Origin of the sequence: Pseudomonas sp. UBA5706 (assembly GCF_002419965.1) — a bacterium.
In the GTDB taxonomy this organism is placed as follows: Bacteria; Pseudomonadota; Gammaproteobacteria; order Pseudomonadales; family Pseudomonadaceae; genus Aquipseudomonas.
In genome coordinates, this window is record NZ_DIHC01000007.1 from 173,718 (window position 1) to 197,055 (window position 23,338).

Below are 23,338 nucleotides of genomic sequence, written 5' to 3' on the forward strand. Positions count from 1 at the left end.
TGTGCACAAGTCCATTTCCATTCGCTATAAGCACTTGCCAAAACCACAACAGGCATTCATCTGCAGTCGATCACTGCACATTCAAATCACTACTTGCATGCACTCCCCGGATCAGTTAGCATCGCCGCCGTTAGTACCAAGCTGAAAGTCAATTCTGATCGAACAAATTCCTCAATCCCTGACTGCCTACAAGCGCAAGGACTGAAAAAAGGAATCGATCACCTCGATGGTTTCCAGACATGACCTCGCACGACCTGCCGAAAGATCGGAGGGTGCAGCAGTCATCATGGCCTGCTCAAACCAGCCTGCAAATTGATCAGGATCTTCACCCCGAGCACCGAACCTTTGCTCCTGTTGTGTTGCCTGCCCTCCTAAGTACCTACCGGTCAGCCCAGCGCCACACGATAACCGCGCTTCAACTGGCTGCTTTTGTTCCAGACAGGTTCTACGCCCTGCCCTGACTCGCATTCGAGCATCGGCCCGCGTTAACTGGAACGTTTTTATTTTGCACGCCTCTATTGCGTGTCGATTCAGGAAACACCATGACCATGACTACACATACCCAGACCCAGGATGCAATCCGCACCCTTACCAACGCCTTCGCTCCAATGAACTGCCTGATCATGGCAGCCCGCAAAGGCTGCTTCAGCTTTACCATCGTCAACGAACACGGCATCGCCCGTCACAGTGAGCGCCTGTATCCCGATCAGTACTCCAGCGCCGTACCGCTGCAGGCTGTGATCGACCGCACACGGCAGGCACTAATCGCCTGAGACCGTTCGTCGGTTAATCGAAAGCGTGCCAAAGCCCTGCTCTCAAAAAGCGGGGCTTTTTTTGTGCCTGTTTTTCATATGAAAAAGCATTGAGCCTGCTATCTCCATGCGTGTTCGCGAGCGGGGAAGACAAGAAATATCCTAAAAACAGCCTTTTACACTGTGAATATGAGACTACGCTTGAACTCAAGCGGTCCGAGCCGCTTCCGGTGGACCCGGATTCAGCTGCTGCCAAGCGCCAGGGTCCTCCGGCTCATATAATCCTGCGAGGGCGTTATGGGCATCGCTGCCAGTGAGCTGCGCCGTTATGTGATCCGTCCCACGCTGAGCTATCTGGGCTGTCAGCACTCGGGAGCGGATTCTTTTTTGCTTGCCGTGGCCGCCAGCCAGTCAGCGCTGGGCGCCGAGCTAGATAGCCAACGCGGACACGGCCTTTATGGTATTTCCGACTCGCTGCATTATCGGCTGTGGGACAGTTATCTGGCCAAGGATCCTGATCTTGCAAGCCTGGTCAGAGGGCTCGCGAGCCAGCATGCTTTCCTTACCGGGCCGGACCTGGAGCTCACCGTTAACCTGCGTTACGCCACGGCGATTGCCTGGATGATGGTCCAAGCCAGCCGTTTAACGCTGCCCGCGGAGGATGACGTGCAGGGGATGGCGCGAATCTGGCGCAGGATATTTCAGCCCCGTGGGCAGCTGCAGGATTTCGTCAGCGCGTGGCAAACCTCGGTTCGCCCCCTGTATCAAGCCGAATCAACCATTTTGTGACCCATCAGTTTCACTGAAGATCGCCGCACGTTTGCCTGGATTGTCCTACAACATCTGCTCTAAATCGCTTGATCCAGGCTATGGCGCGTGATGAAAAATATTGGTAATTTCCGCGCGGTGATCAACAAGGAGTTCTAACAATGAAAAAAACAATGATCAAATCCAGCCTCAGCATCGCCATCACGCTTGCCTCCACCCAAATCTTCGCATCGGGTTTTGCCCTCAATGAGCAAAGTATCAGCGGCATGGGAACCGGTTTTGCGGGCCGCTCCTCGTCCGTCGATGATGCCAGCATCGTTTATGGCAACCCGGCCGGCATGTCGCGCCTCAAGCGCCAACAAGTCACCGTTGGTGTGGCGGCAATCGACGCTTCGACTGACATCAAGGACACCAGCGGCAGAAGCGTCGGCACCAACAAAGGCGATATGGTTCCGTTCACCGCCGTGCCGATGGGTTTCTACGTCAAGCCTATCGACGACCAATGGGCATTCGGCCTGGGTGTCTACGCGCCGTTCGGTTTGGTGACCGATTATGAAAGCAGTTTCCAGGGCCGCAATTTCGGCAGCAAGAGCCTGGTCAAGGTCGTCACTTTCCAGCCAACGGTGAGTTATGCGTTCAATGACAAAGTGTCGATTGGTTTCGGTCCGACCATCAACCGCATTTCCGGCGTACTGGAATCGGCACTGAACGTCAGCGCCCAAACGCTGCCGCTCACAGGCCGTACATCAGGGGACGGGCGCGTTCAGGTCAAAGGCGACGACGTAGGTTATGGCTTCAACGCCGGTATCCTGGTTCAAGCGACCGACACCACCAGTGTGGGCCTGACTTATCACTCCAAGGTCACTTATAAGCTCGAGGGCCATACTGAAGTCACGCCAGGTGCAGGTGTTCCGGCTCCGATCCTGGGCGCGGGTCGTTATGATGGCAAGCTTAGCCTTGACACCCCTGAATCCGTTGACTTCTCGGTCACCCAGAAGATGACCGATGACTGGAAGCTGTACGCAGGTGCAACCTGGACTCGCTGGAGCCGCTTGCAAGACATCACTGTCAAGAACTCGGGCGTGACCCGCGCGGGTGGCGGAGCAGCCCCGGCACTGCTGACCAACATCAGCGAAGAACAGAACTGGCATGACGTCTGGGCTTATGCAATCGGTACGTCGTACCAGGTGAACAAGCAATGGGTACTGCGTACCGGCCTGTCGTTCGATCAGTCGCCAACCAACAATGAAAACCGCTCGCCGCGCATCCCGACGGGCGACCGCACCATCTTCAGCCTGGGCGCCGGCTATAGCCCGACTGACGACATCACCATTGACGTGGCGTACTCCTACCTGAAGGAAGAAGACATCAAGGTTCGCGACTCGAACGCCTTGGGCCAGTCCTACAACGCGAAGTATGAAAACAGTGCCAACGGTTTCGGCTTGGGCCTGACTTACCGCTTCTGATGTTGTTGGCAGGACAGGCAGAACACCTGTCCGTCATACAGAAAACCCCGCAGTCGGCGACGGCTGCGGGGTTTTTCGTTTTTCCAGTCGACCGGCCAAGAGCAGAAGACTAACAAAGCGCGTGAATGCTCAAGCCCCACAGGGTGTTCGCGCACCGGCCCGTACAGGCCATCTGCGTTACAGAAGCAAAAGCGCTCATGTTCAAATCAGGGCCAATGTGACCACCACCACCATTTCCAGCAACTCCAGCATCGCCCCAGCGGTGTCGCCGGTGCTCCCGCGTAAACGCTGCATCATCAAACGGCGAAGCCAGAAAAATCCCGCGACAGCGACCAGCAATGCCGATACCCCCGCCCAGCCCGACAGCAGCACGCAACCAACCGCCGTCACGCCCAGCACCTGCACGCCCGGTGTACGCGGCAGATGGTCGGCAAGAGACTGTCCCAAGCCACCAGCACGCACGTAAGGCGTATTGAGGAACAACCCCAGCATTGCCGCGCGACCGATGACGGGCGCCAGCAGCAGAGCGCCACTGTGATGCCCATCGAGCAGTGCCACGATTGCCGTGAATTTCAGCAACAGGACGATCACCACGGTCACGACGGCAATCGGTCCGCTGCGCGGGTCCTTCATGATGGTCAGGGTGCGCTCGCGGTCACCGAACCCGCCAAGCCAGGCATCGGCACTGTCGGCCAGGCCATCCAAATGCAGTCCGCCGCTGAGCAGCACCCAGGCCGCCAGCAACAGCGCGGCATGCAGTAACTGCGGTGCACCGGCGAGCACGAGGTCCAGCGCCATCAAGATCGAACCGAACAGCACGCCCACCAACGGATAAAACAGCAGCGAGCGTCCTAGTGCATCGGGTGCGGGGATTCCCGGCAACCGAACCGGCAGGCTGCTGAGAAATTGCAGGGCGATCCAGAATGGCAGCATTTATACCTCCGTCAGTGCGCATCCGGCATTGACATCAAGCCCGAACAAGCCGCCATGACCGACCACCACCTGCAGCAGTTGCTCGCGGGGTAAACCGCGAGCCTGAGCAAGCAGCAGGCGCATGACACCACCATGACTGATCAGCAGAATTCGCTCGCCATCGTGGGCCTGATGCAGGCGCAGGACAGCGCCGCGCACACGCTCGGAAAACGCCAGCACCGGCTCTCCGTTAGGCGGCGTGAAGGAGTAGGGATTGTCCCAGAACAACCCCAGCCCTTCAGGGTCGGCCTCCATCAGTTGCGCAGTGCCGACGCCCTCCCAATCGCCGAAATGCAGCTCCTGCAAATCGGGCTCAAGGCTCATCGGCAGCGACAACTGCGACGACAGTTCCCCGGCAAAACGCGCACAACGCTGCAACGGCGAGCTGACAATGCGATCCCAGCCAAAAGGACTGGCCACCGCTTCACGCATCTGCTGCCAACCGAGAGGGGTCAAGGCGTCGTCCAGGCTGCCGCGCAAACCGCCACCGCGCTCGGTTTCGCCATGGCGCAGCAGGTCCAGGCGCAAGGTCATGCCGGGCGATCGGCAACCGCCGCCTCGGCGAAGGTCGCCATGCCGTTGTGCAACTCACAGGCCAGACGTAAAAGCGGCACCGCCAGCGCAGCACCACTGCCTTCCCCTAGCCGCAGCCCTAACTCCAGCAACGGTTCGGCCTCCAGCGTTTCCAGGACGTGACGATGACCGGGCTCGGCACCTCGATGGCCGAAGAACAGCCATGGGCGACAAGAAGGGTTAAGCCGCACAGCGACCAGCGCGGCAACCGTGCAGATAAAGCCGTCGACCAAGGCTGCGATGCCCTCTTGGGCGCAGGCCAGATAAGCGCCCACCAGCGCGGCCACTTCAAACCCGCCCAACGCCCTCAGGCTGCCCAACGCCTCACCGGCTTGAGCCGCATGCAGTTGCAGCGCCTGCTCGATGACCCGCGCCTTGTGGTTGATGCCCTGCGCATCCAGCCCCGTACCCGGACCGACCAGCAACGACGCTGGGCAGTTCAGCAATGAACAGGCGACCGCGCTGGCTACGGTCGTGTTACCGATGCCCATTTCGCCGCCGACGAACAGCTCGGTGCCTGCCGCCTTAGCCCGCAAGACGCTGTCGCGACCGCCCGCCAGAGCGTCCTCCAGTTGCGCCTGGGTCATGGCCGGCGCTTGGGCGAAATTGGTGGTACCGGCTCCGAGATTCAGGTGCCGCACTCCCGGAAGGTTCAGCGGCGAAACGGTGCCAAGGTCGACCACGTCCAGCTGGGCCGAAAGCTGTTTGGCCAACACGCTGATGGCCGCCCCACCCATAATGAAGTTGTGCAGCATCTGCCCGGTGACTTCCTGGGGGTACGCCGAAACACCTTCAGCAACCACCCCATGATCGCCGGCGAACATCGCGATCCAGACGTTATCGACCTTGGGTTTGACCCGACCTTGCAGACCGGCCAACTGTACCGCGACGGCTTCCAACTGGCCCAACGATCCGGTGGGCTTGGTCAATTGCTGCTGCCGGGCCAACGCTTGCTCGCGGGTGTTCTGATTGATTTCACGTGCAGCGCCGAGCCACCAGGCGTGGGTCATAGGGGGGATCCTTTGAGAGTCATGGGCAGGCCGGCGACGGTGAGCACAACGCGCTGGCACCGTTGGGCAAGGGCCTGATGCAACCAGCCGGCCTCATCGACGTAACGACGGGTCAGCTCGCCGAGGGGCACTACACCCAACCCGGTTTCGTTGCTGACGAAAATGATTTGGCCGGGCAACTGCGCCAGGCCATCGAGTAACGCATCACGCTCCTGCGCCAGCCGCTGCGGATCGTCCAGCATCAACAGGTTGGTCAACCAAAGGGTCAGGCAGTCCACCAGCAGGCAGCGGTCGGGCCCTGCGTTTTCCTTTAATACACGGGCTAGCGCGAGGGGTTCCTCGACCAGCCCCCACGTGTCCGGACGACGCTGACGATGCAGCGCCACCCGTTGGCTCATCTCACCATCGAGAGGCTGACTGGTGGCGACATAAATGACATCCAGCGCGCTTTCGACAGCCAGCGTTTCCGCCAGCCGGCTCTTGCCAGAGCGCGCACCCCCGAGGATCAATTGCTGCATCACGCAGGCTCCAGTCCGCAAAGTTCACGCAATAACCGGCCGTCCAGGTGCTGCTCTACCAGATCAGCCAACCGTTCGATATCGCGCTCGCGCAAGGCGTGATAGTCGACCTGCTGCACATCCTGCAACCCAGCCCATCGCAGCAAAGCGCCGCTGGACGCCGGGCGCTCGAACAACCCATGCAGATAAGTACCCAGCACTTGACCATCGGCACTTTGCGCACCATCACACCGACCGTCGCTGAGCTGCACGAGCGGGTGTTCCAGTGCTGGCCCCGTGGTGACGCCTGCGTGAATCTCGTAGCCCATGACGTCAGCCTCTTCCAGTGTCAATCGGCCGCGCACATTACGCAGCTGTTTCTCTTGGGCAAGCACCGTACTAATTGCCAACAGCCCCAGCCCGGGACTCGAACCGGCAGCGCCCTCAAGGCCTAGCGGGTCGTGCAGCTCGTTTCCCAGCATTTGCAGCCCGCCACAGATGCCCAGCACCTTGCCACCGTAACGCAAGTGTCGACTGATGGCAGTGTCCCAACCGTGGTTGCGCAGAAAGGTCAGATCACTGCGCACGCTTTTCGAACCCGGCAAGATAATCAGGTCGGCGGACGGGATCGGCTGGCCCGGCCCGATGAATTGCAGATTGACCTGCGGATGCAGGCGCAGCGGGTCGAAGTCGGTGTGGTTACTGATGCGCGGCAGCACCGGCACCACTACATTGAGAACCTGCGCGGCCTTGTCGGTTTGGCGCTGATCGAGGCCGTCTTCAGCCTCCAGGTGCAGGTCCGTCACGTAGGGCAAAACGCCCACCACCGGTTTGCCGGTGCGCTGTTCCAGCCAGTCCAAACCCGGCTGCAGCAACGCGATGTCACCGCGAAAACGGTTAATGATGAACCCCTTCACCCGTGCCTGTTCGCTGGGCGAAAGCAAGTCCAGGGTGCCAACCAAATGCGCGAAAACGCCACCCCGATTGATATCCGCCACCAGCAATACCGGGCAATCCACCGCCTCGGCAAAGCCCATATTCGCGATGTCGCCCGCGCGCAGATTGATTTCCGCCGGCGATCCCGCGCCCTCCACCATCACCACCGGCCAGCCCGCGCTGAGCCGTCGATGGGAGGCAAGCACCGCCTGCATGGCGATGGCCTTGTAGTCATGATAAGCGACGGCATTCATGGTGGTCACCGCGCGACCATGGATGATCACCTGCGCGCCGGTATCGCTGTTGGGTTTGAGCAGCACCGGATTCATGTCGGAGTGCGGCTCTAGGCCGCAGGCCTGGGCCTGCACGGCTTGGGCGCGACCGATCTCGCCACCGTCGGCGGTCACCGCACTGTTGAGCGCCATGTTCTGCGGCTTGAACGGCACCGTGCGCACGCCCTGGCGCGTCAGCCAGCGACACAGCGCGGTCACCAGCGTGCTTTTACCCGCGTCCGAGGTGGTGCCTTGGACCATCAGGGTTTTACCGGTGCGAGGAGTGTTCATGTACGCTCCTGGGAAAATTCGCTCAGCGCCCGCTCCAAGCGTTGCCAGTCGGCCTCGTCGCGCGGCAGGCCCAAGCGCAGGCTGTTGTTGTGCGCCGCGTTATTCACAAAGATGCGTAGCAGGATGCCGCGCCGAGCGCAGAACTCGTGCAGTTCGACCGCTCGGGAGGTGACCAGCCATTGGAATAGCGCGCAGCCGCCTTGGGGGGCGAAGCCATAGCGGGTCAGCAACGCCACCAGACGCTCGCTGGCCGCTTGCGTGCGCACACGCTGCTCATGGTGGCCTTGTGCATCGTCAAGGCACGCCTGACCGAGAATGCGTGTGGGACCGCTGACTGACCAGGGGCCGATCTGTCGAGCCAGCACCTTGAGAAAACGCGACTCGGCCAGTACGAACCCCAGCCGCACCCCCGCCAGGCCGAAGAACTTGCCGAACGAACGCAACACGATCAGGCCAGGACGCTGGGTTTCGGCGGCGAGGCTCAGGTGCGGGGTGTTGTCCATGAATGCCTCATCCACCACCAGCCAACCGCCGCGCTGGGCCAGTCGTGTATGCCATTCCAGCAGGCGTTCGGGGGTCAGGCTAAGCCCGGTGGGATTGTTCGGGTTGACCACCACCAGCACGTCGAGGGTATCGATAAAACGCTCGACTTCATGCTCCAGCACTTCACGGACCAGAAAGCCATTACTGCGCCAGGCTTCGGCGTGCTCGGCGTAGCATGGCGACAACACGCCAACCTTGCCCGCCTGACGCAACCGCGGCAACGCCTGGATCGCCGCCTGGGAACCGGCCACCGCAAGCAGATGGGCTGCCCCGTAATACAGCCGGGCCGCGCTTTCCAGCCCGTCATCGGTTTCCGGCAGGCGCGCCCACGCCGACTCAGGAATCGGCGGAATCGGCCACGACCAGGGCGAGATGCCGCTGGACAGGTCGAGCCACTGTGCCGGCTCGATGCCATATTTGGCCGCCACTTCGCGCAGCCGACCGCCGTGTTCAAGCATAGAATTCAGTTCCCAGGCACAGGATCAGCAGCCAAAGCCATACGCCGCGCTGCACCAGCTGCCATCCACGATCGATGGAATCGGCGTCGGCAGGTGCGCCTTCGCCCAGTAGTGGACGTTGATGCAGTTCGCCGTGATAAATCGCCGCGCCGCCCAACTCAACGCCCAAGGCGCCCGCGCCGGCAGCCATCACCGGCCCTGCGTTCGGGCTGTCCCACTTCGGCGCCTGTGTGTGCCAGCAGCGCAAGGCCAGTCTGGTTTTGCCCAGCAGCGCGTAAGTCAATGCGACTAGACGTGCGGGAATGTAGTTCAGCAGATCGTCGATTTTCGCCGCTGCCCAGCCGAAACGCTCGAAGCGCTCGTTACGATAGCCCCACATGGCGTCCAGCGTATTGCTCAGGCGATACAGCACCACACCCGGCGCACCCAGCACGACAAACCAGAAGATCGCGGCAAAGACCGCATCGCTGCCATTCTCCAGCACCGATTCGGTGGCGGCGCGAGCGACGTCCGTAGCATCCAGCTCCGAGGTCTGGCGACTGACCAGGTAACCGACCCGACGGCGGGCCTCTTCCAGATTTTCGCTGCGCAAGGCCTGCGTCACCGGCTCGACATGCTCCCCCAGGCTGCGCAGGCCCAGCGCGCAATAGAGCGCGGCCACTTCCACCAGCCAGCCGACGTAAGGCAGCCAGCTGAAGAACGTCACCAGCAGGGTCAGCGGAATGACCGCAATAAACCAGGCCGTGACGCCGTGGCTGCGCCAGCCGCGACCGCCGCCGTTGAAACGCTGCTCAATGCGCTCGGCATATCGGCCAAACGCCACCAATGGGTGGTTTCGTTTTGGCTCGCCGAGCAGCGCGTCGAGCGCAACCCCGGCGACGCTCAATAACGCCACACTCATGAACTCACTCCCCATGTGTTCTCAAAGACCAGTTCGTGCAAGGGACGCGCCTGCGCCCAGCCTTCCAGTACCAGCATCGGCGCCGGATAGAACGCCTTGACCGGTCCCAGGCAGAGGATTGCCAAGGGTTTCGAGCCAGTGGGCATTTGCAGCAGATCGGCCAGCGCCCGAGGCTCGAACAACGACACCCAGCCCATCCCCAGCCCCTCGGCGCGAGCGGCCAGCCATAGGTTCTGGATGGCGCAGGACAAGGACGCCATGTCCATTTCCGGCAAGGTCCGACGACCGAAGATGTGTTTCTCTCGGTCGTCCATCAATGCCGCGACCAGCACCTCGGCACAATCGTTAATGCCTTCGACCTTGAGCGTCATGAAGTCGTCGGCACGCTCGCCCAGCGCTTCGGCGGTGCGGATTCGCTCCTCTTCCACCAGCACCTGAATCTGCCCGCGCAATGGCCGGTCAGTAATGCGAATGAAGCGCCACGGCTGCATCAGGCCGACGCTGGGCGCCTGATGCGCGGCTTCCAGCAAGCGTGCGAGCACCTCGGGCACCACCGAGCCGCCGCAGAAGTGCCGCATGTCCCGGCGCTCGGCGATGGCCCGGTAAACCGCAGCGCGCTCGTCCTCGCTGAAGGAGTGGTCAGTCATGTGCTGGCCGTCCGAATGCGCGTTCTGCATCTGCCTGGCCTACGGTAGCGGCTTGGAGACGCCAGCGCTGGCACGCCATGCAGCTACCAATCATCCCCCATGCAACTGTATTCATGGCAAAAACAGCGCCGCCGTCGCTTGGGGATTGGAAGGGAAATAAAAGTGCACGTAGGACGCAGTCAGGCGACGGTCGCGATACACCGCTTCGGCGCCGCGTCCACCGTTCGGGCTGACGCCGCGGGCAATGGGCGTCAGTTCAGTGCTGGTCAGCGAGTGATGATAGGTATGGCCGCGCAACGAGCCCTCCGGCAACTCCACCGTTTGCAAAGCCAGGGCCGCCAGACGCTTCTGCATTACCGCTTCACCCGTCAGCAGGCCCGCCAGTTTGGCGCGCTGGCCGTCGACATCGGTCAGGGCGTCAAGCAGATAGAGCATCCCGCCGCACTCGGCCAGCAGCGGCTTGCCTGCCGCGTGGTGGGCGCGGATCGCCTGTAGCATGGCGCTGTTCTGGCCCAGCGCCACGTGGTGCAGTTCGGGATAGCCGCCAGGTAGATAAAGGCTATGTGCGTCAGGCAATTGCTGGTCGCGGATAGGCGAGAAAAACACCAGCTCGGCGCCCATGTCCCGCAACAAGTCCAGGCTGGCGCCGTAGGTGAAAGCGAACGCTTCGTCGCGAGCGACGGCAATGCGCACGCCTTCGAGCAAAGGCTCCACCGGTACGCTGTCTGGTGCTTCGAAGCAAACCACAGGCGGCAACGTTGCATCGCAAGTGCTGGCCAGTGACGCTGCGGCGGCGTCGAGACGAGCGTCCAGATCATTCAGCTCACTGGCCTGCACCAGCCCCAAATGGCGACTTGGCAACTCGATCCCGGTTTCCCGAGACAACGCGCCGTACCAGCGCAAGCCTTCGGTCAGGCTGCCTTGGAGCAACTGCGCATGGCGCACCGTGCCGACCCGGTTGGCCAGCACCCCGGCAAAGGGCAGATCAGGCTGATAACGCGCCAGGCCCAACGCCAGGGCACCGAAGGTCTGGGCCATGGCGGTGCCGTCGATCACGCCCAGTACCGGCACGCCAAAACGCCGCGCCAGATCGGCACTCGACGGCGTACCGTCGAACAGCCCCATGACGCCTTCGATCAGGATCAGGTCGGCATCGATCGCAGCTTCCCACAGCAGGCGACGGCTCTCGTTTTCGCCAACCATCCACATGTCTAACTGATAGACAGGGTGGCCGCTGGCACGCTCTAGAATCATCGGGTCAAGGAAGTCCGGCCCGCATTTGAAGACACGCACCTTGCGCCCCTGATTGCGATGCAGACGGGCCAGCGCCGCCGTGACCGTAGTCTTGCCCTGGCCGGAAGCAGGCGCGGCGATCAATACCGCCGGGCAGTGTCGGGGCTGGTTCATGAACGGTCACTCACAATTCGATGCCCTTTTGCGCCTTGATCCCGGCCTGAAACGCGTGCTTGACCACGCCGATCTCGGAAACGGTATCGGACAGGTCGATCAGTTCCTGCTTCGCGCCACGCCCGGTGATGACCACGTGTTGCATCGGCGGGCGAGCCTGCAGGTCGCTGAGCACTTGCTCAAGGTCGAGGTAGCCGTGCTTGAGGGCAATGTTGAGTTCGTCGAGGATCACCAGACCGATCTCGGGATCGCGCAGCAACGCCTGGGCCACCGTCCAGGCAGCTTCGGCGGCCGCGATGTCGCGCTGCCGGTCCTGGGTTTCCCAGGTGAAACCCTCGCCCATGACGTGATAATGCACCTGCTGCGGAAAACGGCGGAAGAACAGCTCCTCCCCCGTGGCGTTGCGACCCTTGATGAATTGCACCACGCCGCACTGCATACCGTGGCCCATGGCTCGCGCGAGCATGCCGAACGCCGAGCTGCTTTTGCCCTTGCCGTTGCCGGTCAAGACCAGCAGCAGCCCACATTCGTTGGGCGCGCTGGCGATGCGTTCGTCCATCACTGCCTTCTTGCGCAGCATGCGCGCCAGGTGGCGTTCGTCACGTTCGGGGGATTCGCTCATCGGGCTCTCCGCTTGAGGGCAGGTCTGGCAAACGGAAGGCAAAGACTGACAGCAGGCGCCGGGAGCCATGGCCCGAGCCCGCGCAGAGCATCGCCCTCCGTGATGCTGTTGAATGGATCAGGCCGGTCTCCGGACTCATGAGCTGCTACTCAAGCCGCGCGCCTTCCCATGTCCGAGGAACACAGTGGCATCGTGCGGGGCCTTGACTCATTTACCGTTGCGGAGGCAGTGCCGGAATTGCTCGCAAATGCGCGCGCACCGGCTTCCCTGTTTCACCCTTGGAGCGACCGGGGTCGCGGGCACCTGAAACAAGGGGCGAAGGTTAGTGGGTTGCCCCAACAGCGTCAATCGAAGCAGCCATCGTTCTGCTATTGAACCGACACCTTCGAGCGCCCTCTACTCTTAAACATGCGACGCATGACTGCCAGGAAGGGAGTTAGGACATGCTCAAGCTAAAACCCCAGGTCGCAGCACTGGTATTGCTCGCCGGCGGGCTCGCAGCGTGTGGCGAAACATCAAGCCTGCAGGTCTCGGATGGCATGGGCCCCTCGCCCCGACTGCCGGAACCCAACAAGACCCTGGTTCCCACCGTCAATATCGCCCCGGCAGTCGGCTGGCCAGCAGGGGCCAGACCCACCGCAGCGCCTGGCACGCAAGTCGCCGCCTTCGCCGAAGACCTCGACCACCCGCGCTGGCTCTATGTGTTGCCCAATGGCGATGTACTGGTGGCCGATGACGTCAGCAACACGATCTGGCGGGTGACGGCGACGCGGACAGTGCAGGCAACCCGCCAATGAGCAACGCAGCCAGGCTGGGTGTTCGCTGGCAAACAGCGAACACCCAAACTGTGTCGCAATCTGGTCGGTTACTGCTTCGCCAGATTCGACGGTTGAATCACGCGTTTGGCGTTGAGCCACGCTTTTTGCCAGTACGGCTTATCCAGGCTGTCGAGTTTCACCGTGCCGCCCGTCGCCGGAGCATGCACGAAGCGCCCTTCGCCGACATAGATCCCGGCATGACTCACATTCGAACCGCCACCGGTGGCGAAGAACACCAAATCGCCAGTTTGCAGCTGGTTTCGATCAATATCCGGGCCTCGCAGGCGAATCATGTCGCGGGTCGAACGAGGCAAGACAATTCCCGCCGCGCCCTGATACACGTAACCGATCAGGCCACTGCAGTCGAAACCCGAATCCGGCGTGTTGCCACCCCAGCGATAAGGGGTGCCCACCAGCCCGATCGCACGCAACAGCACGTCGTCAGCCAGCGGAGAGGTAAATTGAGAGGGAGCAGCGACCACAGGCCGATAGAAGACCTTGGGTGGGGCGGGCGGTGGAGTGCTTGAACAAGCCGCCAGCAACATAGCCAATGATATAACAGCCAGGCGAACCGAGATCGACATAACCACAACAACCTTCCTAGGATGCGGCTTACTCTGCCGGAAGCCGGAAAAACGCGCAATCAGGCGTCCCCGATTGCGCGCTCAAGACAGGGAAATATTGCCGTCCAGGAACGGCCGCGTCGCCGAGAAGGCAACGCCTCCCTTACTACTACCGGTGTTGGCGCTTGATTGTAGTCGAAGTCATAGCAGTCGTTGTTTCCGGAACCTGGGAAGGTGCCATGGCCAACGCACGCTTGGCTTCAATGAAGGTCCGGGCCCAGTATGCATCGTCAAGGCTGTCGACACGCACACCACCGCTGCGGCGGCTGCTGGAGTGGATGAACTGATCATCGCCCAGATAGATACCCGCATGGCTGACACGACCACGGCCCGCGGTGCTGAAGAACAGCAGGTCGCCTGGCTTGAGGTCATTGCGTTTGATCAGCGGGGCATCAATGTTGATCATCTCGCGTGACGAGCGTGGCAGGCTCATCCCGGCTTCTTCACGGAACAGGTAGCCGATAAAGCCACTGCAATCGAAACCGGAAGTGGTCGAGGTGCCGCCGAACCGGTAACGGGTGCCGATCAGCGATTTACCACGTTCCAGGATGCTGTCAGCCAACACTGGAAGACGGTACGGCTTGGCGTCTGCAAACTGAGCCAGTTCGTCTTCGGTGGCGATTTCGTCGTCCAGAACGGAAGCCGAATAAACCGCTCGCTTGGCGGTCTGAGCGGTGACAGAGTCCTTGAATTGCGGATTCTGCGACAGCTGTTGCGACGCTGGCATCTGGGCCGCGCAGCCGAACAGCAGCGTTACGAGTGCGAGAGGCACGAGGGGTGCGAAGCGATTTAGCATGGGCACGACCGTGGCGAAGGTGTTAAGAAGCCGCGACTATGCCCTCTATCGTCATCATTTGCAAATTCAATCGAATCAAATGTGACTTAGCAGGTCCTCCATCACATCTAAGGCTCTACACCTCAGAAATGCGTCCATGTGAATGGAGTGATCTGTCAACGTGGGATTTATCTCGGCAGTAAAGCCTCCCATCACCCGCGTGCGCAGCATTGGCTCGTGGATATAAGGGAAACTGGCGGTAGTCCCGATACTGAGTACTGCATCAAAACCCTTCGCCATCTGCGCATCCAGCACATTCAATGCCATTTCCGGCAACATCTCCTGAAACAAGACGACCGGCGGTCTGAGCACCCCGTGGCAGTGCGCGCACAAAGGCGGCAAGGGACGCTGCAGGTACTCGCTCAACCTAGGATCCTCCATGCCGCAGGATTGGCAATAAAGCGGTGCCAACTGGCCATGAATTTCGATCAGGCGCTCAGGTGGGCTGCCCGCAGCGCGATGATAGCCGTCGACATTCTGCGTCAACACCCAGCATCCGGGCTTGCGCCGCTGAAGCTGAGCGATAGCGTAGTGCGCTGCGTTGGGCTGACCGGCCAGGCACGCGCTGCTTAATTGGGCAATGTATTTCCAGCACAGCGCAGGGTCTCGCCGCAGCATCGGCCCGGACAGGGCCATCTCGATCGGTAGCCCGTCGTCGGTGTGTCCGTTGTACAGGCCGCCAACGCCGCGATAGGTGGGCAGCCCCGAATCCGCCGAAAGCCCGGCACCTGTGATAATCAGAATGCGCGTGGCGTGGCGCAAGGCGGCGGCGGTCTGCAGCACCAATGCAGGTTCGACCCCATTGTCCCTCACCAGCCCAGCGTCTCTTTAAGGAAAGGAATCGTCAGCTTGCGCTGGGCCTGCAGCGAGGCTTGGTCGAGTTCTTCAAGCAGGTCGAACAATGCACTCATACTGCGCTTGCCGCGGGTCAGGATGAAATGGCCGACGTCATCCGTCAGGTGCAGACCCCGGCGCGAGGCGCGCAATTGCAAAGCACGGAGTTTTTCTTCGTCGGACAGCAGGCGCATCTGGAACACCAGCGCCATGGTCAGTCGCGATTTGAGGTCCGCCAGTTTGACCGGCAACTCCCGAGGAGAACACGACGCCGCGATCAGCAAGCGACGGCCGCTGTCACGCAGGCGATTGAACAGGTGAAACAACGCCTCTTCCCATTCCGGCTTGCCGACGACCGCTTGTAGATCGTCCAGACATACCAGTTCGTATTGCTCCAGATGATCGAACAACTCGACGCCTTCATCGATGACATCAGCCATGGGCAGGTAAACAGCAGGCTCGCCCATCTGCTCGAAGCGCAGGCAGGCAGCTTGCAAAAGATGGGTGCGCCCTACGCCGTGCTTGCCCCAGAGATAAATGAGGCTTTCAGTCCAGCCGGCGTCGGCTTCGCACAGGCGCTCGACATAGCCGAGTGCAGCGGCATTGGCGCCTGGATAGTAATTAATGAAGGTGGCGTCGTCACGCAGACGCACACTCAGGGGCAGCTGAACTGGTTTCATGCTGGCTGAACGGTTCAATGACGAACCGCCAAGGGCCTCTGTGTAAAGTGCCCAAAGTCTATACCCGCAAGGCGGACCGCACAATGTGTCAGAGGGCCTGCAAAATCAACGGCTTGCGTCTGGCACGTGCCAGGCCCCGGATCGTGGACGATCGGCAGGCATAAAAAAGGCGTTTGAGCCTGGTGTGCTCAAACGCCTGGACCTGGGCAGCGGCATGCCTTGCCAACGGCTGCAGCGGGGTCGGCGGCGACCCCGCCGCCCGGTCCGCCGCGCACGGCCCCGGCGAATCCGTCAGCGGCATCCGCTACAGGTCTGGATCTTCCAACCCACCGTAGATATCCGATTCCTTGTACAAATCATTAACGTGGCGCACCAGCACCATGATGACCGCGGCTACCGGCAGCGCTAACAGGATCCCGGTGAAGCCGAACAGCTCGCCGCCCGCCAGGATCGCGAAGATGACTGCCACCGGATGCAGACCGATGCGATCGCCCACCAGCAATGGCGTCAGCACCATGCCTTCCAGCGCCTGCCCGACCAGGAACACCGCGACGATTCCCAACATCGGATACAGGTCGCCGCCGAACTGGAAGAAGCCCGCCAGAATCGCCGAGCCGATACCGATCACGAAGCCCATATAAGGCACGATGGCCGCCAGACCCGCGATAACACCGATCAGCAGCCCCAGCTCGAGGCCGACCAGCATCAAGCCCGCGGCGTAAATCACCCCCAGCGCCACCATCACCAGTAACTGACCGCGGATGAAAGCGCCCAGCACTTCATGGCACTCATGGGCCAGCGCGACGATTTTCTTTTCGCGGTGACGCGGCAGCAGGCTACGCACCTTGGCCATCATCACGTCCCAGTCGCGCAGCAGGTAGAAACAGACCACCGGGATCAACACCAGATTGGTAAGCCAGCCGATCAAGGCAAGGGTCGAAGTGGTCGCCTGCGCCAGAATAATGCCGACGATATCGCCGGTCTGCCCCATATGTTCGGAGATCGCGGCCTTGACCTTGTCGAATTTCCAGAAGCCATCCGACAGTCCCAGCTTGGCCTGGGTCCACGGCAACGCGGTATGCTGCAGCCAATCGAGAATTTGCGGTGCGAGTTCGTACAGTCGGTACAGCTGTTTGACCAGCATCGGCACCAGCACCAGCATCAACCCGAGGAAAATCAGGGTGAAAATCACGAATACCGTGACCACACTCAAGGTGCGCGACATCTTGAGCTTTTCCAGCCGATCCGCCAGCGGATCGCCCATATACGCCAACAGCAACGCCACCAGAAACGGCGTGAGGATGGCGTGCAACAGCCAGACGAACAGGCACAGCAGGAGGATCCCGCCAAGCCAGAACCAACGACGCGTATCAGTCATTACTGCCCCTTGAACCGTATATGGAATGCTTTACGCAACGCCGTTATGAACCCGATTACCAACGAAAGTGCAGCGTCTGTGCTGCAACGGGTGCAGGGACAGTACCAGGCACGGCGCCCGCCGCAGGCGCTTGTCCGGCATCGACCGGCGCTGCGGCGTCTTCACCGGCTGGCACTTCCTGTAACCTGGCCAGCGACAACTGCGAACGCAGTTGGTCGGTACTACCGCTGACCTCGAACACCACGCGATCACCATCGACCGACTTGAGGCGACCTCCGAAGGGTTCCAACAGGCGCCCCAATTGGGCATAGCGCTCCAGATTCATGCCTTGCACTTGGAACGCCATGCTCGACGATGCACCAGGCTTAACCACGAAACGCGGGGCAAGGCGCTGGCTCACCGACAGCAGCACGGCATCGGCCAGTTCAGCGGAGCTGGCGCCGGTCGCAGTACCCTGCTCCATCTTGTCTCCCAGCCACAAGTGCCATTTGCCCTGCCAATGGCCGCCATTTTCCTGAGCGTGTACAGCGAGAATGGCGTCCGAACCATAGCGCTCGGAGGCCTGCTTGAGCGGCGCGACGTCGCTGCCGTCCAGCGTCTTGGCATTACCGATGCCCTGCTCGCCCAGGTCCGCCAGCGGTAGACGCAGTGGCAAGCCACGGTGCTGTGCCGCTCGGCGCAGAGGCTCGGCGCTCGACTGACCGTCACCCACCAGATTGGCGCCATCGGTTGCATCATTCAGCCACCAGGTCATGATTACCGGGCGGTTCGAGCCCCACAACGACAAGCCGGCCTGACGCAGCGCGCGCTCGGTGCTCGCCGGGTCGAAATCCACCTGCAGCGACTCGGGCGGACCGGCGTCATAACCGTACTGACTGATGATTTGCTGCGGGTCCTTACGCACCTCCGCAAGGCCCGGACCTTGGGCGGCCTTCGGGTCGCCGGTCAGACGAATGACCATGGTTTCCAGCGCGGCCTGGGTGGCACGGGCTTTCTCGTCCGCGGTCTGCCCGCTGACTGGCTCGCGCACCTGATAGAGATTGTTCACCGTCTCGGCCAAGGCCGGGAGGCTCATGAGGGACAGACAACCTGCGAGCAGGCAGTTTTTGAGGCGCATAAAAATTCCCACGAAACAAAAAACGCAGCGTGTTGATGGCTGCATGAAAATGACCGGTCCGACTCAGACCGCAACTCGGCCCGAATCGCTCACTCGGCAGAGGAAGTTACACCTTTTATCAGCCCCGACGAACGGAACGGTGCCGTGGGACCAGGTTATTTTTTCTTCATCATGCTTCTGCCCGTCGGCCCAAGGATGGCCGCTTGGGCCCAACCCTGATAAAATCGCGCGCCTTCGCAGACCGGCGATGACACGGCCACGCGCCGTCCCTAATCGGTCGTTATCCCGAATCCCCCCTAAAGGCCTGGATCATGAGCAAGCAACCCTCCCTGAGCTACAAAGACGCCGGTGTAGACATCGACGCCGGTGAAGCATTGGTCGAACGCATCAAGAGCGTCGCCAAGCGCACCAAACGCCCGGAAGTGATGGGGGGCCTGGGAGGCTTCGGCGCGCTGTGCGAAATTCCGGCTGGCTACAAGCAGCCTGTGCTGGTTTCCGGCACTGACGGGGTCGGCACCAAGCTGCGCCTGGCATTGAACCTGAACAAGCACGACAGTATCGGCATCGACCTGGTTGCCATGTGCGTCAACGATCTAGTGGTCTGCGGTGCCGAACCGCTGTTTTTCCTGGACTACTACGCCACCGGCAAGCTGAACGTCGATACCGCTGCCCAGGTCGTGACCGGCATCGGCGCGGGTTGCGAGCTGGCCGGCTGCTCGCTGGTGGGCGGCGAAACCGCTGAAATGCCAGGCATGTATGAAGGCGAAGACTACGACCTGGCCGGCTTCTGCGTTGGCGTAGTGGAAAAGGCCGAGATCATCGACGGCTCGACAGTGGCCGCTGGCGATGCGCTGATCGCCCTGCCGTCTTCCGGTCCACACTCCAACGGCTACTCGCTGATCCGCAAGATCATCGAAGTCTCCGGTGCCGACATCCAAACCATCCAGCTGGACGGCAAGCCGCTGACCGATCTGTTGATGGCGCCAACCCGCATCTACGTCAAGCAACTGCTCAAGCTGATCAAGGACACCGGCGCGGTCAAGGCCATGGCCCACATCACCGGCGGCGGCCTGCTGGACAACATCCCTCGCGTACTGCCTGAAGGCGCTCAAGCGGTGGTCGACGTGGCGAGCTGGACCCGTCCTGCGGTGTTCGATTGGCTGCAAGCGCAGGGCAATGTCGACGAACACGAAATGCACCGCGTTCTGAACTGCGGTGTCGGCATGGTCATCTGCGTCGCCCAGGAGCACGTCGAAGCTTCGCTAAAAGCCCTGCGTGATGCAGGCGAGCAGCCTTGGGTCATCGGCCAGATCGGTACCGCTGCAGAAGGCGCTGCACAAGTCGAGCTGAAGAACGTCAAGGCACACTGATGCATGCGGTCTTGAAGCCTGACACGCGGCAACCTTGCGATGTCGTGGTGCTGCTGTCAGGCACCGGCGGTAATCTGCAGGCAATGATCGACAGCTTGCAGGACGGTACAAGTCCGGTACGCATTCGCGCGGTTATCTCCAACCGCGCCGACGCCTACGGACTCGAGCGCGCGAGGAGCGCAGGCATCGAAACCGGCGTTCTCGATCACCAGGCCTATGACGGTCGCGAGGCCTTCGATAAGGCGCTGATCGAACTCATCGACGCGTTCGCACCCACGCTGGTGGTACTCGCCGGTTTCATGCGCATTCTCACGCCTGGCTTCGTGCGTCATTACCACGGTCGCCTGTTGAACATTCACCCTTCCCTGCTTCCCCTGTATAAAGGCTTGCACACGCATCAACGTGTGCTGGAGGCCGGCGATGCAGAACACGGCTGTAGCGTGCACTTCGTCACCGAGGAACTCGATGGGGGGCCTCTGGTCGTACAGGCAGTTGTGTCGGTAGAGTTGCACGACACGCCTGAGACATTGGCACGCAGGGTTCACGCCCAGGAGCACCTGATTTACCCGCTGGCAATCCGCTGGTTCGCCGAAGGCCGTCTGGTCCTGGGCGAACAGGGCGCATTACTGAACGGCCAGCCACTGGGCCCCCGCGGCCAAGTGATTCCGGCCATTTAATTTAATAGACAGGAGATATTATGCGTCGCGCTTTGCTCTTCGCTTTCGCTCTGTTCGCACTTCCTGCGGTCAATGCGGCAGACCTTCAACCTTTCTCCGCCAGCTACACCGCTGATTATAAACAGCTGCCTGTGGGCGGTAGCGCCACGCGCAGCCTGGAAAAGAACGCCAACGGCACCTGGGCCCTGAGCTTCAAGGCATCGATGATGATCGCCAGCCTGACCGAAGTCAGCACGCTGAAGGTCGATAAGGATCAACTACTGCCGCAGACCTATCACTTCGAGCGTGGTGGCCTGGGCAAGACCAAGACGGTGGATCTGGTGTTCGACTGGTCTACCAAATTCATTACCGGCACCGACCGTAACGATGCGGTGAAAATCCCGCTAAACACGGGGGTTCTGGACAAATCCACCTACCAGTTGGCACTGCAGCATGATGTCGCTGCTGGCAAAAAGAGCATGACCTATCAGGTCGTCGACGGCGACGAGGTCGATACCTACGACTTCCGCGTACTGGGCACCGAAAAGGTTGCCACCAAGGTGGGTTCGATCGACGCAGTCAAGGTGGAGCGGGTGCGTGATCCGACCCAGAACAAGCGTATTACCGTGATGTGGTTCGCCAAGGACTACGACTACCTGCTGGTGCGCTTGCAGCAGGTCGAAACTGACGGCAAGGAATACAACATCATGCTGCAGGATGGCACGGTGGATGGTAAGTCGGTCAAGGGCAGTTGATTCGGGCTTTACCTTCATTAAGAACCCCGTCGATTGGCGGGGTTTTTTGTGGGCAGCAGGAAAGCGTAGAGATCGGTGCTTTAGTTGACGTCCGCCCGTGAGTGGCTGTGGCCGTGATATCAAGAAACCTTGCGGACGAGATCGGTGGCACGACGGTAGTGAATACGGGTGTCAGGACCCGCCCCACGGGAGGGCGCGCAGTGTTCATCCCCCGCTTCCACATGAGGCTAATGTCTCAACATGAAAATTTCTTCACACCCTTCAAACGAGTGCGACAAAACGACGCATAGCGAGCAAAAACAGTCAGTTAGCCACTGTTGCTTAATTGGTAAATGACTCTTTCCCAAATCGATCATTTACTTAGCCTGCTAACAAATTTTATAAAGAAGCCACTGCGACGTCCTGCCGCAGATCTCAAAGAGTCAGGAGTTTTCACTATGACGGTTACTGTTACTGAACGCGACGACGCCCACATCTCCCACGAAGCCATCGCCGATGGCATCCAAATCTGGGATGTCCGCCAGCAGGATCAACTGGTCGGGATGTTTCATCATGAATCGGACGCACAGCGTTACGCAGCAGAGCTTGCGGAACTGGAAGCCAGGAAGGCCGCGAGCAACTCGTAATCACGAATCGCGATAAAACAAAACCCGCCAAGGCGGGTTTTGTTTTTTGCGGGGTTTACCACATCAAATCATCAGGAATCTTGTAGGCCGCATACGGATCATCGCCATCGGGCTCTTCGGTCGGTTCACTGAGCATCACGATCCGCCGCGGATCGCGCTCTTGAACCTTCAGCGCTGCCTCTCGCGGGATCACCTCGTACGTACCACCGTGGTGCACGATCGCCAACGAACCGTTACTCAGCTTACTGCGCATCAGCGAGTTCACCGACAGCCGCTTGACCTTCTTGTCATCGACGAAGTTGTAATAATCCTCGGTGGTCAGCTTCGGCAAGCGCGTCGCTTCGATCAATTGTTTGACCTGCGCGGTTCGGGCTTTCTGCTCGGCCTTTTCCTGTTGCTGGCGATTCAACTCCTGGTCGCGCCTGGCCTTTTCCACCATGGCTTCCTGGGCGGCACGCTGGGCGGCATCGTCGGCAGTCGCCTGGCCTTTATGCACCAGGCGTTGTTCTTTCTGCTTGGTCTTGGCGACCTGCTTGGCCTGCTTCTCGTTGACCAGACCTGCCTTGAGCAACTGGTCACGAAGGGAAATACCCGCCATCTGTCTTCTCTCTCTAAATAGTCGACTCAACCGCAGTTGGGCGCATGTTTTTCCTGACGCTTGGCTTCGCCCCAGAGCGCATCCATCTCTTGAAGGCTGCAATCTTCGATGGGGCGGCCGGTATCGCGCAAGACCTGTTCGATAAAACGAAAGCGCCGCTCGAACTTACCGTTAGCGGCGCGCAGGGCATTTTCCGGATCCACCTTCAAATGGCGGGCCAGATTAACCACTACGAACAACAGGTCACCGATCTCTTCGTGAATGCCCGCGCTGTCGTTGTCGGCCATCGCTTCAAGGACTTCGCCCAGCTCTTCACGCACCTTATCAATGACCGGCAGCGCTTCTGGCCAGTCGAAACCCACCTGCGCCGCGCGCTTCTGCAACTTGGCCGCGCGGGACAATGCTGGCAGTACATTTGGCACATCATCGAGCAGGGACAGTTGCTCCGGGACATGCGCCCTCTCGGCGCGCTCCTGGGCCTTTATCTCCTCCCAACGATGTTTAACCTGATCCTCCGAGAGGCGCGGCGTTTCCAGCGGCGCGTACAGATCACCCGTAGGAAACACATGAGGATGGCGACGAATCAGTTTGCGCGTGATGCCATCGACCACGCCATCGAACTCGAATCGCCCTTCTTCCCGCGCCAGTTGGCAGTAATAGACCACCTGAAACAGCAGATCGCCCAGCTCGCCGCGCAGGTCATCGAAATCCCCACGCTCGATAGCATCGGCGACTTCATAGGCTTCTTCAAGGGTATGCGGCACGATGGTGGCGTAGTTCTGCTTCACGTCCCACGGACAGCCGTACTGCGGATCGCGCAGACGGGCCATGAGGTTGAGCAGATCTTCTAGCTTGTACATTCGCGAATCTCTTCTCTCACAGCCATAAGCCGCAAGCCCCAAGTTGCAAGCAGTCCCTAGGCAACTTGCAGCT

At 60.7% G+C, this 23,338-nt stretch carries 26 protein-coding genes, 1 pseudogene and 1 riboswitch; of the genes and pseudogenes, 9 read left to right on the forward strand and 18 right to left on the reverse strand.

Annotated features, from left to right (window positions below; all coding sequences use genetic code 11):
- Nucleotides 1-239 precede the first annotated feature (239 nt).
- The 4 genes from B3I26_RS04235 to B3I26_RS04250 all read left to right on the forward strand — a co-directional run bounded on the left by B3I26_RS04235 (nt 240) and on the right by B3I26_RS04250 (nt 2,986).
- Nucleotides 240-461, forward strand: coding sequence for a hypothetical protein (locus B3I26_RS04235; protein ID WP_296255353.1), 222 nt, complete (start codon nt 240-242; stop codon nt 459-461).
- Nucleotides 462-548: 87 nt separating this feature from the next.
- A complete protein-coding gene (locus tag B3I26_RS04240; protein ID WP_296255541.1) occupies nt 549-773 on the forward strand; it encodes a hypothetical protein in 225 nt (74 codons plus the stop codon).
- 276 nt (nt 774-1,049) lie between these two features.
- A complete protein-coding gene (locus B3I26_RS04245) occupies nt 1,050-1,541 on the forward strand; it encodes a hypothetical protein (RefSeq protein WP_296255356.1) in 492 nt (163 codons plus the stop codon).
- Nucleotides 1,542-1,681: 140 nt separating this feature from the next.
- Nucleotides 1,682-2,986, forward strand: coding sequence for an OmpP1/FadL family transporter (locus B3I26_RS04250; RefSeq protein ID WP_296255357.1), 1,305 nt, complete (start codon nt 1,682-1,684; stop codon nt 2,984-2,986).
- Nucleotides 2,987-3,187: 201 nt separating this feature from the next.
- On the opposite strand, the gene B3I26_RS04255 is transcribed toward B3I26_RS04250, so the two are convergent.
- From B3I26_RS04255 to cobO, 10 genes are all read right to left on the reverse strand, one after another.
- Complete coding sequence (locus tag B3I26_RS04255) at nt 3,188-3,919, reverse strand: adenosylcobinamide-GDP ribazoletransferase (protein ID WP_296255359.1); 732 nt, start codon at nt 3,917-3,919, stop codon at nt 3,188-3,190.
- Nucleotides 3,920-4,492: an alpha-ribazole phosphatase family protein gene (cobC, locus tag B3I26_RS04260; protein WP_296255360.1), complete on the reverse strand. Its 573-nt coding sequence runs from the start codon at nt 4,490-4,492 to the stop codon at nt 3,920-3,922. It abuts the gene before it with no gap.
- A complete protein-coding gene (cobT, locus tag B3I26_RS04265; RefSeq protein WP_296255364.1) occupies nt 4,489-5,541 on the reverse strand; it encodes a nicotinate-nucleotide--dimethylbenzimidazole phosphoribosyltransferase in 1,053 nt (350 codons plus the stop codon). The genes cobC and cobT overlap by 4 nt, the downstream gene beginning before the upstream one ends.
- Entirely contained in the window at nt 5,538-6,059 is a 522-nt protein-coding gene (gene cobU / locus B3I26_RS04270) for a bifunctional adenosylcobinamide kinase/adenosylcobinamide-phosphate guanylyltransferase (protein ID WP_296255366.1), read from the reverse strand. The genes cobT and cobU overlap by 4 nt, the downstream gene beginning before the upstream one ends.
- Nucleotides 6,059-7,537 (reverse strand): cobyric acid synthase, encoded by a 1,479-nt coding sequence (locus B3I26_RS04275; RefSeq protein WP_296255368.1) that lies wholly within the window; start codon nt 7,535-7,537, stop codon nt 6,059-6,061. The genes cobU and B3I26_RS04275 overlap by 1 nt, the downstream gene beginning before the upstream one ends.
- On the reverse strand, nt 7,534-8,538 hold the full coding sequence (gene cobD, locus B3I26_RS04280; RefSeq protein WP_296255371.1) for a threonine-phosphate decarboxylase CobD: 1,005 nt from the start codon (nt 8,536-8,538) through the stop codon (nt 7,534-7,536). Before cobD ends, B3I26_RS04275 begins: the two co-directional genes overlap by 4 nt.
- Nucleotides 8,531-9,439 carry an adenosylcobinamide-phosphate synthase CbiB gene (gene cbiB / locus B3I26_RS04285; RefSeq protein ID WP_296255373.1) on the reverse strand — a complete coding sequence of 303 codons (909 nt, stop codon included), beginning with the start codon at nt 9,437-9,439 and terminating at the stop codon, nt 8,531-8,533. The genes cobD and cbiB overlap by 8 nt, the downstream gene beginning before the upstream one ends.
- A complete protein-coding gene (bluB, locus tag B3I26_RS04290; protein ID WP_296255376.1) occupies nt 9,436-10,086 on the reverse strand; it encodes a 5,6-dimethylbenzimidazole synthase in 651 nt (216 codons plus the stop codon). Before bluB ends, cbiB begins: the two co-directional genes overlap by 4 nt.
- A 111-nt stretch (nt 10,087-10,197) precedes the next feature.
- A complete protein-coding gene (locus tag B3I26_RS04295; protein ID WP_296255378.1) occupies nt 10,198-11,493 on the reverse strand; it encodes a cobyrinate a,c-diamide synthase in 1,296 nt (431 codons plus the stop codon).
- A 10-nt stretch (nt 11,494-11,503) separates the two neighbouring features.
- On the reverse strand, nt 11,504-12,115 hold the full coding sequence (gene cobO / locus B3I26_RS04300; RefSeq protein WP_296255381.1) for a cob(I)yrinic acid a,c-diamide adenosyltransferase: 612 nt from the start codon (nt 12,113-12,115) through the stop codon (nt 11,504-11,506).
- 103 nt (nt 12,116-12,218) lie between these two features.
- Nucleotides 12,219-12,437: riboswitch (cobalamin riboswitch) on the reverse strand.
- Nucleotides 12,438-12,558: 121 nt separating this feature from the next.
- On the opposite strand from cobO, the pseudogene B3I26_RS04305 reads away from it, so the two are divergent.
- A pseudogene (locus B3I26_RS04305) lies at nt 12,559-12,849 on the forward strand (sorbosone dehydrogenase family protein); the annotation flags it as partial.
- Between the two features lie 131 nt (nt 12,850-12,980).
- On the opposite strand, the gene B3I26_RS04310 reads toward B3I26_RS04305, so the two are convergent.
- From B3I26_RS04310 to B3I26_RS04335, 6 genes are all read right to left on the reverse strand, one after another.
- The gene (locus B3I26_RS04310; protein ID WP_296255384.1) at nt 12,981-13,517 is read right to left on the reverse strand and encodes an NlpC/P60 family protein; all 537 of its coding nucleotides are present in this window, start codon (nt 13,515-13,517) and stop codon (nt 12,981-12,983) included.
- Between the two features lie 148 nt (nt 13,518-13,665).
- Nucleotides 13,666-14,352 (reverse strand): C40 family peptidase, encoded by a 687-nt coding sequence (locus tag B3I26_RS04315; RefSeq protein WP_296255387.1) that lies wholly within the window; start codon nt 14,350-14,352, stop codon nt 13,666-13,668.
- A 75-nt stretch (nt 14,353-14,427) separates the two neighbouring features.
- Nucleotides 14,428-15,204, reverse strand: a complete 777-nt coding sequence (locus tag B3I26_RS04320) for an NAD-dependent deacylase (protein ID WP_296255390.1) — start codon at nt 15,202-15,204, stop codon at nt 14,428-14,430.
- Nucleotides 15,201-15,905, reverse strand: a complete 705-nt coding sequence (gene hda, locus B3I26_RS04325) for a DnaA regulatory inactivator Hda (protein ID WP_296255392.1) — start codon at nt 15,903-15,905, stop codon at nt 15,201-15,203. Before hda ends, B3I26_RS04320 begins: the two co-directional genes overlap by 4 nt.
- Before the next feature lie 304 nt (nt 15,906-16,209).
- Nucleotides 16,210-17,283 carry an AI-2E family transporter gene (locus tag B3I26_RS04330; protein WP_296255395.1) on the reverse strand — a complete coding sequence of 358 codons (1,074 nt, stop codon included), beginning with the start codon at nt 17,281-17,283 and terminating at the stop codon, nt 16,210-16,212.
- A 55-nt stretch (nt 17,284-17,338) separates the two neighbouring features.
- On the reverse strand, nt 17,339-18,400 hold the full coding sequence (locus B3I26_RS04335) for a DUF2066 domain-containing protein (RefSeq protein WP_296255397.1): 1,062 nt from the start codon (nt 18,398-18,400) through the stop codon (nt 17,339-17,341).
- A 311-nt stretch (nt 18,401-18,711) separates the two neighbouring features.
- Here B3I26_RS04335 and purM point away from each other — a divergent pair, with 311 nt between their 5' ends.
- The 4 genes from purM (at nt 18,712) to B3I26_RS04355 (ending at nt 21,807) form a co-directional block, all read left to right on the forward strand.
- Complete coding sequence (gene purM, locus B3I26_RS04340; protein ID WP_296255399.1) at nt 18,712-19,770, forward strand: phosphoribosylformylglycinamidine cyclo-ligase; 1,059 nt, start codon at nt 18,712-18,714, stop codon at nt 19,768-19,770.
- The gene (purN, locus tag B3I26_RS04345) at nt 19,770-20,447 is read left to right on the forward strand and encodes a phosphoribosylglycinamide formyltransferase (RefSeq protein ID WP_296255402.1); all 678 of its coding nucleotides are present in this window, start codon (nt 19,770-19,772) and stop codon (nt 20,445-20,447) included. Before purM ends, purN begins: the two co-directional genes overlap by 1 nt.
- Nucleotides 20,448-20,467: 20 nt before the next feature.
- On the forward strand, nt 20,468-21,181 hold the full coding sequence (locus tag B3I26_RS04350) for a DUF3108 domain-containing protein (protein WP_296255404.1): 714 nt from the start codon (nt 20,468-20,470) through the stop codon (nt 21,179-21,181).
- A gap of 437 nt (nt 21,182-21,618) precedes the next feature.
- On the forward strand, nt 21,619-21,807 hold the full coding sequence (locus B3I26_RS04355) for a hypothetical protein (protein ID WP_133749978.1): 189 nt from the start codon (nt 21,619-21,621) through the stop codon (nt 21,805-21,807).
- A gap of 55 nt (nt 21,808-21,862) precedes the next feature.
- Here B3I26_RS04355 and B3I26_RS04360 read toward each other — a convergent pair whose 3' ends face one another.
- Complete coding sequence (locus tag B3I26_RS04360) at nt 21,863-22,405, reverse strand: DUF2058 domain-containing protein (protein WP_296255410.1); 543 nt, start codon at nt 22,403-22,405, stop codon at nt 21,863-21,865.
- Between the two features lie 26 nt (nt 22,406-22,431).
- Nucleotides 22,432-23,265 (reverse strand): nucleoside triphosphate pyrophosphohydrolase, encoded by an 834-nt coding sequence (mazG, locus tag B3I26_RS04365; protein ID WP_296255412.1) that lies wholly within the window; start codon nt 23,263-23,265, stop codon nt 22,432-22,434.
- Nucleotides 23,266-23,338 lie beyond the last annotated feature (73 nt).

What these genes read in the sequence shown, in the direction of transcription:
- B3I26_RS04275 (WP_296255368.1), bottom strand. Translation starts at nt 7,537, where the DNA reads ATGAACACTCCTCGCACCGGTAAAACCCTGATGGTCCAAGGCACCACC.
- cobO (WP_296255381.1), bottom strand. Translation starts at nt 12,115, where the DNA reads ATGAGCGAATCCCCCGAACGTGACGAACGCCACCTGGCGCGCATGCTG.
- cobD (WP_296255371.1), bottom strand. Translation starts at nt 8,538, where the DNA reads ATGCTTGAACACGGCGGTCGGCTGCGCGAAGTGGCGGCCAAATATGGC.
- hda (WP_296255392.1), bottom strand. Translation starts at nt 15,905, where the DNA reads ATGAAACCAGTTCAGCTGCCCCTGAGTGTGCGTCTGCGTGACGACGCC.
- B3I26_RS04310 (WP_296255384.1), bottom strand. Translation starts at nt 13,517, where the DNA reads ATGTCGATCTCGGTTCGCCTGGCTGTTATATCATTGGCTATGTTGCTG.
- purN (WP_296255402.1), top strand. Translation starts at nt 19,770, where the DNA reads ATGCATGCGGTCTTGAAGCCTGACACGCGGCAACCTTGCGATGTCGTG.
- cbiB (WP_296255373.1), bottom strand. Translation starts at nt 9,439, where the DNA reads ATGAGTGTGGCGTTATTGAGCGTCGCCGGGGTTGCGCTCGACGCGCTG.
- B3I26_RS04335 (WP_296255397.1), bottom strand. Translation starts at nt 18,400, where the DNA reads ATGCGCCTCAAAAACTGCCTGCTCGCAGGTTGTCTGTCCCTCATGAGC.
- bluB (WP_296255376.1), bottom strand. Translation starts at nt 10,086, where the DNA reads ATGACTGACCACTCCTTCAGCGAGGACGAGCGCGCTGCGGTTTACCGG.
- B3I26_RS04315 (WP_296255387.1), bottom strand. Translation starts at nt 14,352, where the DNA reads ATGCTAAATCGCTTCGCACCCCTCGTGCCTCTCGCACTCGTAACGCTG.
- B3I26_RS04295 (WP_296255378.1), bottom strand. Translation starts at nt 11,493, where the DNA reads ATGAACCAGCCCCGACACTGCCCGGCGGTATTGATCGCCGCGCCTGCT.
- B3I26_RS04235 (WP_296255353.1), top strand. Translation starts at nt 240, where the DNA reads ATGACCTCGCACGACCTGCCGAAAGATCGGAGGGTGCAGCAGTCATCA.
- B3I26_RS04255 (WP_296255359.1), bottom strand. Translation starts at nt 3,919, where the DNA reads ATGCTGCCATTCTGGATCGCCCTGCAATTTCTCAGCAGCCTGCCGGTT.
- purM (WP_296255399.1), top strand. Translation starts at nt 18,712, where the DNA reads ATGAGCAAGCAACCCTCCCTGAGCTACAAAGACGCCGGTGTAGACATC.
- B3I26_RS04360 (WP_296255410.1), bottom strand. Translation starts at nt 22,405, where the DNA reads ATGGCGGGTATTTCCCTTCGTGACCAGTTGCTCAAGGCAGGTCTGGTC.
- B3I26_RS04330 (WP_296255395.1), bottom strand. Translation starts at nt 17,283, where the DNA reads ATGACTGATACGCGTCGTTGGTTCTGGCTTGGCGGGATCCTCCTGCTG.
- cobT (WP_296255364.1), bottom strand. Translation starts at nt 5,541, where the DNA reads ATGACCCACGCCTGGTGGCTCGGCGCTGCACGTGAAATCAATCAGAAC.
- cobU (WP_296255366.1), bottom strand. Translation starts at nt 6,059, where the DNA reads ATGCAGCAATTGATCCTCGGGGGTGCGCGCTCTGGCAAGAGCCGGCTG.
- B3I26_RS04350 (WP_296255404.1), top strand. Translation starts at nt 20,468, where the DNA reads ATGCGTCGCGCTTTGCTCTTCGCTTTCGCTCTGTTCGCACTTCCTGCG.
- cobC (WP_296255360.1), bottom strand. Translation starts at nt 4,492, where the DNA reads ATGACCTTGCGCCTGGACCTGCTGCGCCATGGCGAAACCGAGCGCGGT.
- mazG (WP_296255412.1), bottom strand. Translation starts at nt 23,265, where the DNA reads ATGTACAAGCTAGAAGATCTGCTCAACCTCATGGCCCGTCTGCGCGAT.
- B3I26_RS04245 (WP_296255356.1), top strand. Translation starts at nt 1,050, where the DNA reads ATGGGCATCGCTGCCAGTGAGCTGCGCCGTTATGTGATCCGTCCCACG.
- B3I26_RS04355 (WP_133749978.1), top strand. Translation starts at nt 21,619, where the DNA reads ATGACGGTTACTGTTACTGAACGCGACGACGCCCACATCTCCCACGAA.
- B3I26_RS04240 (WP_296255541.1), top strand. Translation starts at nt 549, where the DNA reads ATGACTACACATACCCAGACCCAGGATGCAATCCGCACCCTTACCAAC.
- B3I26_RS04250 (WP_296255357.1), top strand. Translation starts at nt 1,682, where the DNA reads ATGAAAAAAACAATGATCAAATCCAGCCTCAGCATCGCCATCACGCTT.